The following is a 16,297-nucleotide window of genomic DNA, read 5'->3' as shown; positions in this document are numbered from 1 at the left end:
TGGAGGTCACGGCGCTGGAGTACGAGGACGCGGCCGGGGCCGGGGCCGCCCAGGGCGCGCAGGCGGCGGCCGAGGAGGTCTACCACCCGCAGCCGCTGGACGAGGACACCGGCTCGTACGGCATCCAGAGCTTCGCCCCCGCCGCGCAGGCCGGGCAGCCCGACCCGGCGCAGACCGCCGCCTTCGGCTCGCCGTTCGGGATGCCCGAGCAGGACTCCCACCAGTACGCGGCCTACTACGACCCGCAGGGCCAGGGCGGTTACGACTACGGGCAGCAGCAGACCTACGCCGCCTACTCGGACCCGTACATCGGCACCGGCGGCGGCGTCGCGCAGCCGTACGGCGGCTATCCGCAGTACACCGACCCGCAGTACGCCACGGACACCCCGCCCGGCGGGGTGTGGGTGCCGCAGCAGCGGGACGCGGACGCGCCGTACCCGCAGGCCCAGCCCTACCCGGGGCAGGAGCCCCAGTACCCGCACCCGCAGGGGTACCCGTACCAGGGCACCGGGGAGTACGAGCAGTACCGGTACTAGCGCGACCGGTACCGGCAGACCCGGTACCGGTCGTACTGGTACCGGCAGCCCCGGTACCGGCAGCCTCCGCAGCAGGCGGCGGTCCCCGGTACCACGCGCCGCGTACCCGGCCGCGGCCCCGACGCACGCCGGGGCCGCGCCGGGGTCACTGCGAGCCGCGGAAGTCCGGGCCCTCCACGATCAGCCCCGTCACCAGGGCGCCGGTCATGCCCGCGTGGGGCAGCCCGCCGCCGGGGTGGGACCAGCCGCCGGCCAGGTAGAGCCCCGCAAGCGGGGCGGCGTTCGACGGGTGCAGGAAGGCCGCGCCGGACCCGGCCAGGGAGGGCGCGGGGACCGCGCCGCCCGGCGCCCCGGTGGCCGCCTCGACGTCGGCGGGGGTGCGCACCTCGTGCCACAGCAGCCGCTCCCGCAGGTCCGGCAGCGCCCTGGTGGCCGCGTCGAGCAGCCGCTCGGTGTACCGGGCCACCAGGGACGGGTCCGTCCAGTCCAGGACGCCCTGGGGGGCGCAGACGGCGCTCACGGTGACCGCCTCGTGCGCGGCGTCGGGACGGGTCGTCGGGTCGTCGGGGCGCAGCACGGTGACCGTGGGCCGCTCGGTGTGCTCACCGGCGAACGCCGTGCGGGCCTCCGCGGCCAGGTCGGGGGAGTGCACCACCGTGCGGTGGACCGTGCCCCCGGGGCGCGGGCCGCGCAGCGCCAGGAACACCGTGAACCGGCTGGGCCCGCCCGGCCGCGGCGGCACCGCTCCGCCCGGCCAGCGCCCGCCGCGCAGCGCCGGGGCCACCAGCGGGCCGGGAGCGGCCCCGCAGACCACGGTGTCGGCCGCCACCTCGGTGCCGTCGGCCAGCAGCAGCCCGGCCGCCCGCCCGTCGCGGACCAGGACCTCGCGGACCTGCGCACCGAGGACGAACTCCACCTTCCGCTCGCGGCAGCGCTCGAAGACGGCGGTCGCCAGGGCCCGCATCCCGCCGCGGACGTACCAGCTGCCGAAGGTGTGCTCCATGTACGGCAGGATCGCGGCCGAGGCGGGGACGGCCGCCGGGGCGAGGCCCCGTTCCAGCGCCGGTACCTCCAGCAGGGCCGCCAGCGGGCCGCCCAGCTCCCGCCGGGCCACTTCCGCCAGGGTCGGCGGGCGGCGGCGCAGCAGGCCGCTGCCGCGCAGGGCGGGGTAGGGCTCGCGGCCCAGGACCTCCCAGTTCGGCCACAGGGGCTCTTCGAGCAGGGGGCGGCGGGTGCGGTCCCAGGCCTCCCGGGCCCGGCCCAGGACGCCGCTCCAGCGGGCTCCCGCGCCCGCGCCGAAGACCTCGTCCAGGACGGCCGCGACCCCGCCGCGGGAGGCGTTCGGCAGGCTGACGCCGGTGCCGTCGGCCAGCAGGTGGCGCACGGCCGGGTCCACCTGGACCAGGTCGACGCAGTCCTCCAGGGGCCGCTTGCCGGTCTTGACGAACAGGTCGCGGTAGACGGCCGGCAGGTGCAGCAGGCCGGGGCCGGTGTCGAAGGCGAAGCCGTCCCGTGCGTGGCGCCCGAGCGAGCCGCCGTAGGTGTCGCCGCGCTCGTACACCGTCACCCGGTGTCCCGCCACCGCCAGCCGGGCGGCCGTCGCCATCGCGCCCATCCCGGCGCCGATCACCGCAATTCGTGCCATGCGGCCGACCTTATCCGCCGCCGTCCCGGGGCCCGCCCGGCGGGGCGGCGGTCCGCTCCAGGGCGGCCAGCCGCTTCTCCTCGCGGCGCTGGGCCCGGCGCCGCAGGAAGCGGCGGATCCGCGCCCCCAGGTGGACCAGGAGGGCGAGGCCGGCCGCCAGCAGGACGGCGGCGACGATCGCGGCGGCCTCCGGGTGGAACATCGCGAAGGTGACGACGGTGCCCACGCCCAGGTCCTCGGCGGTGCTCATCACGATGTTGCTGACCGGTTCGGGGGAGGTGTTGATCGCCATCCGGGTGCCGGCCTTGACGGCGTGGCTGGCCAGCGCCGTGGAACCGCCGAGGGCCCCGGCCGCCAGGTCGGGCAGCGAGCCGCTCTGCCCGGCCAGCAGGGCGCCGACGACGGCCCCCGAGACCGGCCGGACCACCGTGTGCACGGCGTCCCAGGCGGAGTCCACGTACGGGATCTTGTCGGCGACGGCCTCGCAGAGGAACAGCACGCCCGCGGCCACCAGGACGTCGGTGCGCTGGAGCGACTCGGGCACCTGGTCGGTGAGCCCGGTCGCGCCGAACAGGCCGAGCAGGAGGATCACGGCATAGGCGTTGATCCCGCTGGCCCAGCCGCTGGTGAAGACCAGGGGCAGCACACTCACCCGGCCATCATGACGCAGCGGCCCGGCGCCCGTCGGGTGAACGCGCGAGGGGGCGGCCGCCAGCTGCGGCCGCCCCCTCGGGCTCGGTCTGCTACGGGCTCAGTGGCCCTGCTCGTCGCGGCGGCGCTGCCACCGCTCCTCGATGCGGTTCATCATCGACCGGCGCTGCCGGGGGTGAGCGCGGCCCGGGCCGGCCGGCCCGACGGGGTGCTCACCCGGCTTGGGGGCCTTGCGCCATCCGGTGACCGCGAGAACCGCACAGCCCAGCATGACGAGGAAGCCCACCACGCTGATCCAGAGCAGGTTCGGCGCGACCATTCCGGTCATGAGGAGCGCGATACCCACCAGAAAGCCTGCGACCGCCTGGTAGACCCGTCGCCGGGTGTACGTGCGCAGCCCGCTTCCCTCAAGCGCTGTCGCGAACTTGGGATCTTCGGCGTACAGCGCTCGCTCCATCTGTTCGAGCATTCGCTGCTCGTGCTCCGAGAGCGGCACGGGAGTTCTCCTCATCCGTCGGTCGCGGGGGGAGCGACCGGGGGTCCCCTTCAGGATAGGCAGGGAATCGCCCCCGTGAAACCCGCCCCTCTACGCCACGTTGCTTTTCGACGAGAGCGCAGCCCCCACAGGCACTGCACCCCAAGCACTGTCATCCACATTGCGCCAAACCGTACCGTCGCGTGGGCGGGCGCTGAGGCCGTTATTCCCCGAAGGCCCGTCCACCATGCCGGTGCGTGTCCTCGATCATACGGCGCCGGCGGCCCGTTCGGAGGGTCTGCGGCAGACCGGACCGCCGGACAGCGCCGCAGTTCAGGCCTGCTTCTCGCCCAGGACGTGCAACTGCGTGGCGACCGCGTGGAAGGCGGGCAGCTCGGCGGCCGCCTCCTCCAGCTTCAGCAGGGCCTGCGCGGCCCCCGGCTCGGTGTCCACCAGGACGCCCGGCACCAGGTCCGCGAAGATCCGCACGCCGTGCACGGCGCCGACCGCGAGCCCGGCCCCCGCGACCAGCTCGGTGAGCTGGTCGGCGGTGAACCGCCGCGGCACCGGGTCGCCGGCGCCCCAGCGGCCCGCCGGGTCGGTCAGCGCGGTCCGGGCCTCGGTGAAATGGCCGGCCAGCGCCCGGGCCAGCACCGCCCCGCCGAGGCCGGCGCCGAGCAGGCTGAGCGTGCCGCCGGGCCGCAGCGCGGCCACGGCGTTGGCCACACCCTCGGCGGGGTCGTCCACGTACTCCAGGACGCCGTGGCAGAGCACCACGTCGTACGCCTCGCGCTCGACGACGTCCAGCAGGCCCTGGGCGTCACCCTGCACGCCGCGCACCAGGTCGGCGACGCCCTCCTCGGCGGCCCGGCGCTCCAGCCCGAACAGCGCGTTCGGGCTGGGGTCGACCACGGTCACCCGGTGGCCGAGCCGGGCCACCGGGACGGCGAACTTGCCGGTGCCGCCGCCGGTGTCCAGCACGTCGAGCACGTCCCGCCCGGTCGCCTTGACCCGGCGGTCGAGGGCCTCCTTGAGGACCTCCCACACCACGGCGGTGCGGAGGGAGGCACGGGGGAGGGAAGTGTCCGACACGGCTGATGACTCCTCGGCGCGGGAAGGGAGGGACGAACGTGCCCTCCCACCCTATTGCCTCCCGCAGCCGAGCCGGTCATCCCGCGTCCGGGCGCTCCGGGCGTGGCTGGGGGAGCACCGGCTGGAGGGCGAGCATCCGCTCCACCAGGCGCAGGAACATCGAGGCGGCGCGCAGCAGGTCGTCCGCGTCCCGGCTGCTGGCCGCGTCGGGTATGCCCGCCTCGGCCCGGGCCCGCCGGGCGGCCCCGGAGGCGAACAGCGCGCTCCACTCGACCAGCTCCGGGGCGATCTCGGGGAGCACCTCCCAGGCGCTGCGGATGCGCGGCCGCCGCCGCGGGTTGACCGGCTCGGGCCGACCCCGGGCGGCGAGCACGGCCGCGGCCGTGCGCAGGGCGGCGAGGTGGGCGGTGGCGTAGCGCTCGTTGGGCCGGTCGAGCAGGGCGGCCTCGGCCAGGCCCTGGTGGGCCTTGGCGAGCAGGTCGAGGGCGGCCGGCTCCGCGGCCGACCTCCGCAGGACGGGGTGGACAGGGGACGGGGACGGTGTGGCCATGACGAACCTCCTGTCGTTGCGTGCTGTCGAGTTGCGCTGACCCCATCGTGACGCCCCCCACTGACAATGCCCCTGACCTGCGACGTTCCGGGACATCCGGGCCAACTCGCCCCCCTGGTGGGCGGATCCGCCCCTCGGGGTGTAGTTTTTGAACTGACCAGTCAGTTCAAAACGGAGGGGGAGGGTGTGGACAGCCCGCAGGGCGCGGCCGTCAAAGCCGTGGACTTCGGACTCAAGGGACCGCGCGGCTGGGTGTTCCGGGGGGTCGGCCTCGACGCCGCGCCCGGTTCGCTGATCGCGCTCGAGGGGCCCTCCGGCAGCGGCCGGACCTGCCTGCTCCTCGCCCTGACCGGCCGGATGAAGGCCACCCACGGCCACGCGGAGGTCGCCGGGCACCGGCTGCCGCGCCACCTGGCCGCCGTCCGCAAGGTCGCCGCGCTCGGCCCCGTGCCGGGCGTCACCGACCTCGACCAGGCCCTGACCGTCGCCGAGCAGCTGCGCGAAGCCGCGCTGCTCCAGCGCCGCTACGACGGACCGGTACGGGCCCTGCTCAAGCGCCCGGCCGAACGCGCCGCCGCCACCCGGGCCCGGATCGACGCGGCCCTGGCCTCGGCCGGGCTGGACCTGGCCGCCCTGCCCAAGGCCGAGCGCACCTCGGTGCGGGACCTGGAGCGGCTGGAGTACCTGCGGCTGTCCGTGGCCATCGCCCTGCTGGGCCGGCCCCGGCTGCTCGCCGTGGACGACACCGACCTCAAGCTCTCCGACGCCGAGCGCGCCGAGGTGTGGACCCTGCTGCGCGGCGTCGCCGCCGCGGGCACCACCGTCCTCGCGGTGTGCAGCGAGGCCCCGCAGGACGCCCTCGTCCTGCGGACGGCCCCCGCCGCCGCGCCCGCCGGGCGGGACGAGCCCGCCCCCGCGGAGCCGACCGCCCCCGCGGAGCCGACCGCCCCCGCGGAGCCGACCGCCCCCGCGGAGCCGACCGAGCCGACCGAGCCCGCCGGGCCCGGGTCCGCCGCCGCGGCCACCGACACCACCGACGACACCACGAAGGGGACCGACGAGGATGCGCTCGCCGAAGCTCGCCGCGCTTGAGCTCAAGCGGTTCGGCCGGGGCAAGCTGCCCCGGGCCGCGCTCGTGGCGCTGCTCCTGCTGCCGCTGCTCTACGGCGGCCTGTACCTCTGCTCGTTCTGGGACCCGTACAGCCGCCTCGACAAGGTGCCGGTCGCGCTGGTCAACGCCGACCGCGGCGCCACCGTGGACGGCAAGCGGATCCAGGCCGGTGACGAGATCACCAAGAAGCTGCTGGACAGCAAGACCTTCGACTGGAAGCAGGTCAGCGCCGAGCAGGCGGCCAAGGGCCTGGAGAACGGGACGTACTACCTGTCCCTGACCATGCCCGCCGACTTCAGCGAGAAGATCGCCTCCAGCTCCGGCGACGACCCCGCCACCAGCGCCCTCCAGGTCAAGACCAACGACGGCAACAACTACGTGGTCGGATCGATCTCCCGCACCGTCTTCTCCGAGGTCCGCGCGGCCGCGTCCACCAACGCCTCCCGCGGCTTCTACGACAAGATCTTCGTCAGCTTCTCCGACCTGCACGACAAGACCGCCGAGGCCGCCGGCAACGCCGACAAGCTCGCCGACGGCGCCTCCCGCGCCCAGAAGGGCGCCGCCGAGCTGGCGGACAAGCTCGACACCGCCAAGGAGAAGACCGGCGAGCTCACCGACGGCCTGCGCACCCTCAACGGCGCGGCCGGCAAGCTCAAGACCGGCTCGCGCGGCGTCGCCAACGGCACCCAGTCCCTGGCGGACAAGGTCAACGGCATCAACGCCAAGGCGCAGCCGTTCCTCCAGGAGAACCAGCAGCAGATCATCGACACCGCGCGGCTGGTCGCCGACACCGCGAAGACGGTCAACACGCACCTGGAGACCTTCGCCAAGAAGGCCCCGGCCGCCGAGGCCGCCAGCAAGCGGGTCTCCACCGGCGCCGCCGACGTCTACACGCAGATGTGCACCAACACCGGCACCCAGCCGGCGCCCGCCTCCTGCCCCAAGCTGAAGAAGGTCCGGGACGACGCGGCCGAGGCCGCCGTCCTCGCGGCCGACGCCAACACCCTGGTCAAGAACTCCGGCGGCGACCTCAACAAGCTCCGCGCCCAGCTGACCACGCTGGAGAAGAAGGCCAACGAGCTCGTCGCCAAGGGCCCCTCGCTCTCCGCCGACCTCACCAAGGCCGTCTCCGACGTCAACGCCCTCAACGACGGCGCCCAGAAGGTGGCGAACGGCATGGCCGAGCTCCACAAGGGACTCGGCTCCGCCACCAACGGCTCCGCCAAGATCGACACCGGTGTCGGCAAGCTCGGCGACGGCGCCCACAGCCTCAGCGGCGGCATCTTCAAGGTGGCCGACGGCAACGGCGCCCTGGCGGGCGGCCTGCACGACGGCGCCGGGCAGATCCCCGACTACGACCAGCAGCAGCGCGACGGCCGCACCGAGGTGATGGCCGACCCGATCAAGCTCGCCAACGAGTCCCTGCACAAGGCGCCCAACTACGGCACCGGCTTCGCCCCGTACTTCATCCCGCTCTCCCTCTGGGTCGGCGCGATGGTCGCCTACATGCTGATCCAGCCGCTCAACCGGCGCGCCCTGGCCTCCGGTGCCTCGCCCTGGCGGATCGCCCTGGCCGGCTGGCTCCCCGTCGCCTCGCTCGGCGTGGCCCAGGTCGCCATGCTGATGGCCGTGCTCCACTGGGGCCTCGGCCTGGAGATGACCCACCCCGCCGCCACCGTCGGCTTCCTCGCCCTGGTCACCGGCTGCTTCGCGGCGATCGTGCAGTGGCTGAACGCCAAGTTCGGCGCGGCCGGCCGGATCCTGGTCCTGGTGGTGCTGATGCTCCAGCTGACCTCGGCCGGCGGTACGTACCCGATCCAGACCAGCCCCGGCTTCTTCAACGCGGTCCACCCCTACCTGCCGATGTCCTGGGTCGTGGAGAGCCTGCGCCGGCTCATCACCGGCGGCGACCTCGCCGTCGTCTGGCAGAGCTGCGCGGTCCTGGCGGCCTTCACCGTGGGCGCCCTGGCCCTGACCGCGCTGGCCGCCCGCGGCAAGCAGGTGTGGACCATGGACCGCCTGCACCCGGAACTGAGCCTGTAGAGGACCTGTGACAATCAGCGCCATGGACAGCAGCACCAGCACCGGCCCCGCCGCCGGTCCCGGCCCGGCCCCCGGCGCGACGCGCCGGCAGGCCACGCGCCAGAAGCTCTACGAAGCGGCCGTCACCCTCATCGCCGAACAGGGCTTCTCCGCGACCACGGTCGACGAGATCGCCGAGCGCGCGGGGGTCGCGAAGGGCACCGTCTACTACAACTTCGCGAGCAAGACCGAGCTCTTCGAGGAGCTGCTGCGGCACGGGGTCGGCCTGCTGACCGCCTCGCTGCGGGCCGCCGCCGACGAGACCGAGCAGCGCGGCGGCAGCCGAATCGAGGCCCTGGACGCGATGATCCGGGCCGGCCTGGTCTTCATCGACCGCTACCCGGCCTTCACCCAGCTCTACGTCGCCGAGCTCTGGCGCACCAACCGGGCCTGGCAGTCCACCCTCATGGTGGTCCGGCAGGAGGCGGTGGCCGTGGTGGAGACGGTGCTGCGCGAGGGCGTCGAGCGGGGCGAGCTCAGCGGCGAGATCGATGTGCAGCTGACCGCCGCGGCGCTGGTCGGGATGGTGCTGGTGGCCGCACTCGACTGGCAGTCCTTCCAGCGGGAGCGCTCGCTGGACGACGTCCACTCGGCGCTGTCGCTGCTGCTGCGCGGACGGGTGAGCGGAAGCCGCTGAGCACCCGCCGGACGCGGTGACCCGGTCGGCGGTGCCGTGCGCCGCGCGGGCCGCGTACAACTAGGTATCCGTACCTAGTCATCGGGATGAGTATGCGTACGGATGGGCTCCCACCTGCGGCAACAGCAGAATGGGAGGCACGGACGGGGGTGCCCGCCCGCACCGCGGACACGGGGCCGCGGAGCGGAGCGGGCACCTCGCTCCGGACCCCCGGGGGAGGGGGAAACGGAACGCCGGTGCGGCGGGCCCGGGGGGATCGGGCCGACCGCACCGGCGTTCTTCTGCGTCCGCGTCTGCGTCTGCGTCTGCGTCCGCCTCCGGGTCCGGGTCAGCCCCGCCCGCGCAGCGGCAGGGCCGGGAGGCGGTCCTTCCAGGCCGTCAGCCGGGCCGCCACCGCCGTGACCACCGCCGACCAGCGGGCCGAGAGCGCCCGGCCCACCCGGGCCGCCGACCGCGGCAGCAGCAGCGCCCGCAGCCGGGCCCACCGGCCGGCACCCGCCAGCAGCCCGGCCCGCACCAGCAGCACGTCCGCCGCGAGGCCCTCGTACCCGGCCGAGGTGCCCGGCGGCGCGTACAGCAGCCGCTCCACCGAGGCAGCCACCCGCAGCGCCGCGTCGGCGGCGTCCCGCTCCAGCTTGCCCAGCACCGCCACCCGCTGCGCCGCACGCCGCGGCGAGAGCGCCCCGTCCGGCGGGATCCCGACGTCCCAGGCGGCGTCGCCGAGCTCCCGCCAGGCGCTGAGCACCTCCTGCCGGCCCAGCCGGCGGGCCCGGACCCGGCCCCGCCACAGCATCGGCAGCAGCGGCAGGACCAGCGCCGCGACGACCACGGCCGTCCAGCCGGCGATCGTCCCGGCCGACGGGCCGCCCGAGCCCGAGCCGGCGTCCTGCCCGGCCACCGGGCCACCGCACTCGCCGAGCTTCTTCAGCTCCGGCGGGCAGTCCTGCGACTGCGAGGGCGCCGGGGCCGGCGCCTGCGCGCTCTGCGAGGGCAGCGCCGTCGGCGCGGTCGGCTGGGTCACCGGCGTCTCGGGGCGCGTGTAGTCGGGCGTGGTGCCCTGCCCCGGCGTCGGCTCGAAGCGGGTCCAGCCCACGCCCTCGAAGTACAGCTCGGGCCAGGCGTGGGCGTTCTTCATGCTGACGACCATGCTGCCGTCGGCCTGCTGGGTGCCCGGCGTGAAGCCGACCGCGACCCGCGCGGGGATGCCGAGCGAGCGGGCCATCGCCGCCATCGAGAACGAGAAGTGGATGCAGAAGCCCTCCCGGTCCCTCAGGAACCGCTCGATGGCCTGCGAGCCCGTGCCCGACGACACCTTCGTGTCGTAGCGGAAGCCGCCGTCCTCGGCGAACCAGTCCTGGAGCTTGACCGCCTTGGCGTAGTTGTCCCGCGCGCCCCTGGTGACCTGCCGCGCCGTCTCGGCGACGACCGACGGCAGGTTGTCCGGCAGCTGGGTGTACTCGCTCAGCACCGCCGCGGGCGGCGGCGGCGCCGCCGACAGCTGCTGGGCGGTCGGCCGCAGGAGCAGACTGCGCACGGTGTACTGCACGCCCTGCACGGTCTGGAACTTGTCCTTGCCCGTCTGGTCGCCGACCAGCGTCCGCCCGGCCGGCTCGTACCGCCAGCGCCCGGGGATGTCCACCTGCGTCGCCGGGTACGGCATCGGCAGGTAGCGCTGGCCGTAGGTGCCGGCCGCCGAGATGCTGGTGCGCACCTCGGTGGCGGTCAGCCGCACCTGGTCGCCGAGCCCCTGCGGGGCGGGCAGCCGGGCGGGCACGTCGGTCAGGGAGCGGCCGGAGGCCTCCCACTTGACGCCGTTGAACTCGTCGAGCGCCAGGATCCGCAGGTACTGGTCGGAGACCTGCCGGTTGTCGGTGCGGTAGCGCAGCACCTCCCGGTTGTCCTGGGAGTTCAGGCTGCTCTGCAGCGACACCAGCGGGTTGACCGCGGAGATGGTGCCGCCGGGGCCGCCCTTGCCGTTGTCGCCGCCCTTGCCGCTGTCGTCCAGCAGGCCGCCGTTCAGCGCGGGCAGCGCCGCCGGCAGCGCCAGCGCGATGCCGAGCGCCACCGCGCCGATCCGCCGGCCGGTGCGTACGGGCGCCAGCGCCCGGCCGCCCTCCAGGGCCCCGCCGTGGCTGCCGGCCCCGGCCCCGGGCCCGCCGGTGCGCGGCGCCCCGCCGAAGACCCGGCCCCACTGGGCCAGCCGGTCCCGGCCCTCGGCCAGGAGCAGCAGCAGGTAGCCGGAGCCGGCCAGCAGGAACCACAGCCAGGACGCGCCGCTGCCGGACAGCCCGGCGGCCACCGAGTACAGCGCCAGCAGCGGCAGACCGGCCGCGGCGGCGGTCCGGAAGGTCACCGCCAGCAGGTCCACGAGCAGGCCGACCACCAGCACGCCGCAGACCAGCAGCAGCCGGATCCCGGGCGTCAGCGGCGCCGGGATGGCGAACTCCGACACGTCCTGGACGCCTTGGCGGAACAGCCCGCCGAAGTCCGTCAGCAGGTACGACAGCGCCCCGCCGCCGGCGGTCCCCTCGCCCTCGCCGATGAACAGCAGCGCGAGCAGCAGCAGCGACACCAGCACCTGCGCGGCGACCGTCAGCGAACGCGCCAGCGGGATCCGCCGGGCCACCGCCCCGACCCCGCTCTGCACGGCCAGCAGGACCGCGCCCTGGAGCAGCCAGGTCGCCGGGCGCACCAGCGGCAGCAGTGCGGCCGAGGTCAGCAGCGTCGCCAGCAACGAGAAGATCGTCAGTCGCGCGCGCCCGCTCATGCCCACTCCCCGGAAGTACTCGCCTGGGTGCCCGGCCCGGCCGGGTTCCGTGCCGCCATCCGCCACAGGTCGCCGAAGCCGGCTCCCGGTGGCACGTCCACCGCCGTCCAGCCCGCCTCGGCCAGCCGGCGCAGCCGCTCGTGCCGGTCCGGCACCGCCGGCTCCTGCGGCGGCACGCCCGTCCACGCGGCCGAGTCCAGGACGAAGGCCAGCGCGGCCCCGTTCTTCGGCCGCAGCTTGGCCGCCAGCGCCGTCTGCGCGTCGTCCAGGTCGCCGAGGAAGGCGACCAGCATGCCCTCGCCCCGTTCGGCACGCAGCGCGTCGTGGGCGCGGGAGAGCCCGGCGCCGTCGGAGTGCCCGATCACCGCCAGGGTGTCCATCATCAGCCCGGCCGCCTCGGCGGCCTCGTGGCCGGCGGCGGAGAAGGAGCTGCCGCCGTCGCCCGCGGTGTTCCCGGTGTCGGTCAGCAGCCGCACCGAGAACCCGCGCTCCAGCAGGTGCACCAGCACCGAGGCGGCCGCCGAGACCGCCCACTCGAAGGCCGAGTCCGGCCCGCCGCCCTCGTACGCCAGGCGCCGGGTGTCCAGCAGCACGGTGGCCCGGCTGCGCTGCGGCTGCTCCTCCCGGCGCACCATCAGCTCGCCGTAGCGGGCGGTGGAGCGCCAGTGCACCCGGCGCAGGTCGTCGCCGTGGCGGTAGGTGCGCGGGATGACGTCGTCGTCGCCGGCCAGCGCCAGCGAGCGCCGGCTGCCGTCGCCGTAGCCGCCCGCCTCGCCGGCCAGCGGCACCGGCGGCAGCGGCTCGGTGCGCGGGACCACGGTGAGGGTGTCGTAGGAGCTGAACGATCGGGTCAGCTCGACCAGCCCGAACGGGTCGGTCAGGCGCAGCTGGAGCGGGCCCAGCGGGTAGCGGCCGCGCAGGTCGGAGCGGACCCGGTAGGACACCTCGCGGCGGCCGCCCGGCTCCACCCGGTCCAGCACGAAGCGGGGCCGCGGGCCCAGCACGTAGGGCACCCGGTCCTGGAGCATGAGCAGCCCGGTGGGCAGCCGGGAGACGTTGTCCAGCCGCAGCTGCACCCGGGCCTCGCCGCCCGCCGCCACCCGCATCGGCGTCAGCCGGCGGCTGCCGGAGACCCGGTACCGGGTGCGGTGCAGGGCGTAGACGCAGACCAGCGGCAGCACGGCGAGCAGCAGGCCGACCCGCAGCAGGTCGTCCTGGCCCAGGACGTAGGCGCAGGCGGCGGCGGCGACCCCGGCGGCCAGGAACGACCGGCCGCGGGTGGTCAGCCCCGACAGGGCCGTGCGCAGGCCCGTGCGCTCGCCGCCGGCACCGTCACGGGCACCGGCCGCCATCAGAAGCCCCGCACGCCCGCGCCGGGCGGCTGCTCACCGCGCACCTGGGCGCTGGGGACCGGGGTGCGCTGGAGGATGTCGCCGACGACCTGCTCGGCGGTGCGCCGGGCGAGCTGGGCCTGCGCGGTCGGCAGCAGCCGGTGCGCGAGGACCGGCCCGGCCAGCGCCTGGACGTCGTCGGGCAGCACGTAGTCGCGCCCGGACAGGGCCGCGGAGGCCTTCACCGCGCGCAGCAGGTGCAAGGTGGCGCGCGGGGAGGCGCCCAGCCGCAGGTCGGGGTGGTGCCGGGTGGCCGAGACCAGGTCCACGACGTAACGCCGCACGGGCTCGGCGACGTACACGTCGCGCACGGCCTCGATCAGCTTGACCACGTCGTGGGCGTGCGCGACCGGCTGGAGGTCGTCGAGCGGGGAGATCCCGCCGTGCACGTCCAGCATCTGCAGCTCGGCCTCGGGGCTGGGGTAGCCGACCGAGACGCGGGCCATGAAGCGGTCGCGCTGGGCCTCGGGCAGCGGGTAGGTGCCCTCCATCTCCACCGGGTTCTGGGTGGCGACGACCATGAACGGCGAGGGCAGCTCGTAGGTGGCGCCGTCGACGGTGACCTGGCGCTCCTCCATCGACTCCAGCAGCGCCGACTGCGTCTTGGGCGAGGCGCGGTTGATCTCGTCGCCGATCACGATCTGGGCGAAGATCGCGCCCGGCTTGAACTCGAACTCGCGGCGCTGCTGGTCGTAGATGCTGACGCCGGTGATGTCGGAGGGCAGCAGGTCCGGGGTGAACTGGATCCGCTGCACCGAGCAGTCGATGGACCGGGCCAGCGTCTTGGCCAGCATCGTCTTGCCGACGCCGGGGACGTCCTCGATCAGGAGGTGTCCCTCGGCGAGCAGCACGGTCAGCGCGAGCCGTACGACCTCGGGCTTGCCCTCGATCACGCGCTCCACGGAGCGGCGGACCCGGTCCGCCGTCGTGGTCAGATCCGCGAGGCTCGCACGGTCGTCAAAGGTCGTCACCAGGTTCTCCTCGGCCCTTTCCCGGGCCGACGCCCACGGCGCATCACCGGCCCACCCCGAAACAGGGACGCCGGTCGGGAAGGGTTCCCGGCGGCGTCTCCCCGCATTCTTGACGGCTGCACGGCCCGGTGTCACTCACTTGTGTCACCTACGAGGCGGGATCGATCTCCCGCAGGAGCCCGGTGTGCACGTCGAAGACGAAGCCTCGCACATCGTCCTTGTGCAGCAGGAAGGGGTTGGTCCGGACCCGCTGCATGGACTGGCGCACGTCCTGGTCGACGTCGCGGAACGCCTCCACGGCCCAGGCCGGACGCTGGCCGACCTCGTCCTCCAGCTCGTGCCGGAAGTCCTCGGTGAGGCTCTCCAGGCCGCAGCCGGTGTGGTGGATGAGTATCACACTGCGGGTGCCCAGCGCCCGCTGGCTGATGGTGAGCGAACGGATCACGTCGTCGGTCACCACACCGCCGGCGTTGCGGATGGTGTGGCAGTCGCCGAGCTCCAGGCCGAGCGCGGCGTGCAGGTCGAGGCGGGCGTCCATACAGGCCACGACGGCGACCCGGAGGACCGGCCGGGCGTCCATGCCGGGGTCGGTGAAGGACTCGGCGTAGTGGCGGTTCGCGTCGACCAGCCGCTCGGTGACGCTGTCGCCGCCGGCGGCCGGCGAGGAGGAGTGGCCAGGGAGGTGCGCGGAGGTCGTCATGACTACGACGTTAGTGGTCACGGTCGGTGCGGGCAGGGCGTGAGGAGGGACAAAGAACGTCAACGCACCTTGTTGTGAGCTAACCCACAGGGGTGGGCCGGGGGCCGCCGACCGGGTGATTCGCCGCTTTCGGGGGTTGGGCGGGGGCGGGGCACACCGGGCGCGGGCCGGTTCGCCCCGCGCGGGGAGCCGTCGACTAAAGTGGCGCGAACCGGCCCGGGCCCGGTCCCGACCGGCCGCCCGGCCCTGCCGAATCCCGCGTGCGCGGCGCGTACGCGTGCCGCGCCGTTAGCTTGAGAGGGCGCTGTGAGTAGCGAGTCCCGACATGTCCCGGTGATGCTCCAGCGGTGCCTGGACCTGTTGGCCCCGGCACTTCAGGAGCCCGGCGCGGTCGTGGTCGACTGCACCCTCGGGCTCGGCGGGCACAGCGAGGCCATGCTGCGGCGCTTCCCCGAGGTCCGCCTGATCGGCCTGGACCGCGACACGGAGGCCCTGCGGCTGTCCGCCGAGCGCCTGGCGCCCTACGGGGACCGCGCCACGCTGGTCCACGCCGTCTACGACGAACTGCCCGAGGTCCTCGACCGGCTCGGCCTGCCCACCGTGCAGGGCATCCTCTTCGACCTCGGCGTCTCCTCCATGCAGCTCGACGAGGCCGACCGCGGCTTCGCGTACGCCCAGGACGCGCCGCTGGACATGCGCATGGACCAGACCGTCGGCATGAGCGCCGCCGAGGTGCTCAACACGTACCCGGCCGGCGAACTGGTGCGGATCCTGCGGGCCTACGGCGAGGAGAAGCAGGCCAAGCGGATCGTCGCGGCCGTGGTGCGCGAACGCGAGAAGGAACCCTTCACCACCAGCGCCCGCCTGGTCGAGCTGATCCGCGACGCCCTGCCGCAGGCCGCCAAGCGCACCGGCGGCAACCCGGCCAAGCGCACCTTCCAGGCGCTGCGCATCGAGGTCAACGGCGAGCTGGCCGTCCTGGAGCGGGCCATCCCGGCGGCCGTGGACCGGATCGCGGTCGGCGGCCGGATCGCCGTGCTGTCGTACCACTCCCTGGAGGACCGCCTGGTCAAGCAGGTCTTCGCGGCGGGCGCGGCCAGCACCGCGCCGCCCGGCCTGCCGGTGGTGCCGGAGAAGTACCAGCCCAAGCTCAAGCTCCTGACCCGCGGCGCCGAACTTCCCACGGAGGAGGAGATCGCCGAGAACCGGCGGGCGGCCCCGGCACGGTTCCGCGGCGTCGAGCGCATCCGCGAGGCGAATCTGTGAGCCCGGCCGCTGCGGCGGCGGAGCACGAGGAGGTCTGGTGAGCAAAGGGGCGGCCACGCTGACGCGTATGCGCCTGGGGCGGACCAGGACGGTCCGCCCCGCCGGGAAGAGCGGCGGGCAGGCGGCCCGCACCCCCTTCGTGCTGCTGGTCGTGGCCCTCCTGGGCGGCGGACTGATCAGCCTGCTGCTGCTGAACTCGGCGCTCAACGAGGGCTCCTTCCAGCTGAGCCGGCTGAAGAAGGAGACCACCGCCCTCACCGACGAGCAGCAGGCCCTGCAGCGCGACGTCGACGCGCACTCCGCGCCCGACGCCCTGGAGCGCCGGGCCCGCGAACTGGGCCTGGTGCCGGGCGGCAGCCCCGTCTTCCTCGGCACCGACGGCAAGGTCAGCGGCGCGGCCACCGCGGCCGAGGCCCCGCCCCC

Annotated in this window: 14 protein-coding genes and 1 pseudogene; 6 read left to right on the top strand and 9 right to left on the bottom strand. The window is 74.8% G+C overall.

Features of this window, described 5'->3' with window-relative positions; translation table 11 throughout:
* Window positions 1-536, top strand: a pseudogene (locus LG632_RS24895) (hypothetical protein); the annotation flags it as partial.
* 145 nt (window positions 537-681) lie between these two features.
* Here LG632_RS24895 and LG632_RS24890 read toward each other — a convergent pair.
* The 5 genes from LG632_RS24890 to LG632_RS24870 all read right to left on the bottom strand — a co-directional run bounded on the left by LG632_RS24890 (window position 682) and on the right by LG632_RS24870 (window position 4,949).
* The gene (locus LG632_RS24890; RefSeq protein ID WP_226729790.1) at window positions 682-2,181 is read right to left on the bottom strand and encodes a phytoene desaturase family protein; all 1,500 of its coding nucleotides are present in this window, start codon (window positions 2,179-2,181) and stop codon (window positions 682-684) included.
* Between the two features lie 10 nt (window positions 2,182-2,191).
* Complete coding sequence (locus LG632_RS24885) at window positions 2,192-2,833, bottom strand: DUF4126 domain-containing protein (protein ID WP_226729789.1); 642 nt, start codon at window positions 2,831-2,833, stop codon at window positions 2,192-2,194.
* 99 nt (window positions 2,834-2,932) lie between these two features.
* Window positions 2,933-3,328, bottom strand: coding sequence for an SCO2097 family morphological protein (locus LG632_RS24880; RefSeq protein ID WP_226729788.1), 396 nt, complete (start codon window positions 3,326-3,328; stop codon window positions 2,933-2,935).
* Window positions 3,329-3,640: 312 nt separating this feature from the next.
* Window positions 3,641-4,399, bottom strand: coding sequence for a class I SAM-dependent methyltransferase (locus LG632_RS24875; RefSeq protein WP_226729787.1), 759 nt, complete (start codon window positions 4,397-4,399; stop codon window positions 3,641-3,643).
* 76 nt (window positions 4,400-4,475) lie between these two features.
* A complete protein-coding gene (locus LG632_RS24870; protein WP_125643888.1) occupies window positions 4,476-4,949 on the bottom strand; it encodes an SAV_6107 family HEPN domain-containing protein in 474 nt (157 codons plus the stop codon).
* A gap of 186 nt (window positions 4,950-5,135) precedes the next feature.
* Here LG632_RS24870 and LG632_RS24865 point away from each other — a divergent pair, with 186 nt between their 5' ends.
* Genes LG632_RS24865 through LG632_RS24855 form a run of 3 tightly spaced genes read left to right on the top strand, consistent with a single transcriptional unit; the run spans window position 5,136 to window position 8,779 of the window.
* Entirely contained in the window at window positions 5,136-6,041 is a 906-nt protein-coding gene (locus LG632_RS24865; RefSeq protein WP_226729786.1) for an ATP-binding cassette domain-containing protein, read from the top strand.
* Window positions 6,013-8,103 carry a YhgE/Pip family protein gene (locus tag LG632_RS24860; RefSeq protein ID WP_226729785.1) on the top strand — a complete coding sequence of 697 codons (2,091 nt, stop codon included), beginning with the start codon at window positions 6,013-6,015 and terminating at the stop codon, window positions 8,101-8,103. The genes LG632_RS24865 and LG632_RS24860 overlap by 29 nt, the downstream gene beginning before the upstream one ends.
* A 22-nt stretch (window positions 8,104-8,125) precedes the next feature.
* Window positions 8,126-8,779 (top strand): TetR/AcrR family transcriptional regulator, encoded by a 654-nt coding sequence (locus tag LG632_RS24855; protein WP_226729784.1) that lies wholly within the window; start codon window positions 8,126-8,128, stop codon window positions 8,777-8,779.
* A 328-nt stretch (window positions 8,780-9,107) separates the two neighbouring features.
* Here the strand turns inward: LG632_RS24855 and LG632_RS24850 are convergent, their stop codons facing one another.
* The 4 genes from LG632_RS24850 to LG632_RS24835 all read right to left on the bottom strand — a co-directional run bounded on the left by LG632_RS24850 (window position 9,108) and on the right by LG632_RS24835 (window position 14,608).
* On the bottom strand, window positions 9,108-11,546 hold the full coding sequence (locus LG632_RS24850) for a transglutaminase TgpA family protein (RefSeq protein WP_226729783.1): 2,439 nt from the start codon (window positions 11,544-11,546) through the stop codon (window positions 9,108-9,110).
* The gene (locus LG632_RS24845; RefSeq protein WP_226729782.1) at window positions 11,543-12,898 is read right to left on the bottom strand and encodes a DUF58 domain-containing protein; all 1,356 of its coding nucleotides are present in this window, start codon (window positions 12,896-12,898) and stop codon (window positions 11,543-11,545) included. Before LG632_RS24845 ends, LG632_RS24850 begins: the two co-directional genes overlap by 4 nt.
* Window positions 12,898-13,908, bottom strand: a complete 1,011-nt coding sequence (locus tag LG632_RS24840) for an AAA family ATPase (RefSeq protein WP_226729781.1) — start codon at window positions 13,906-13,908, stop codon at window positions 12,898-12,900. Before LG632_RS24840 ends, LG632_RS24845 begins: the two co-directional genes overlap by 1 nt.
* 148 nt (window positions 13,909-14,056) lie before the next feature.
* On the bottom strand, window positions 14,057-14,608 hold the full coding sequence (locus tag LG632_RS24835) for a beta-class carbonic anhydrase (RefSeq protein ID WP_226729780.1): 552 nt from the start codon (window positions 14,606-14,608) through the stop codon (window positions 14,057-14,059).
* Between the two features lie 306 nt (window positions 14,609-14,914).
* Here LG632_RS24835 and rsmH point away from each other — a divergent pair, with 306 nt between their 5' ends.
* Complete coding sequence (gene rsmH / locus LG632_RS24830; RefSeq protein ID WP_226729779.1) at window positions 14,915-15,874, top strand: 16S rRNA (cytosine(1402)-N(4))-methyltransferase RsmH; 960 nt, start codon at window positions 14,915-14,917, stop codon at window positions 15,872-15,874.
* A gap of 37 nt (window positions 15,875-15,911) precedes the next feature.
* The coding region (gene ftsL / locus LG632_RS24825) for a cell division protein FtsL (protein ID WP_374203570.1) at window positions 15,912-16,297 on the top strand (386 nt) is incomplete at its 3' end.

It is taken from the genome of Streptomyces antimicrobicus, assembly GCF_020532625.1.
GTDB lineage: Bacteria > Actinomycetota > Actinomycetes > Streptomycetales > Streptomycetaceae > Streptomyces > Streptomyces antimicrobicus.
This window is presented reverse-complemented; position numbering and strand designations above follow the sequence as displayed.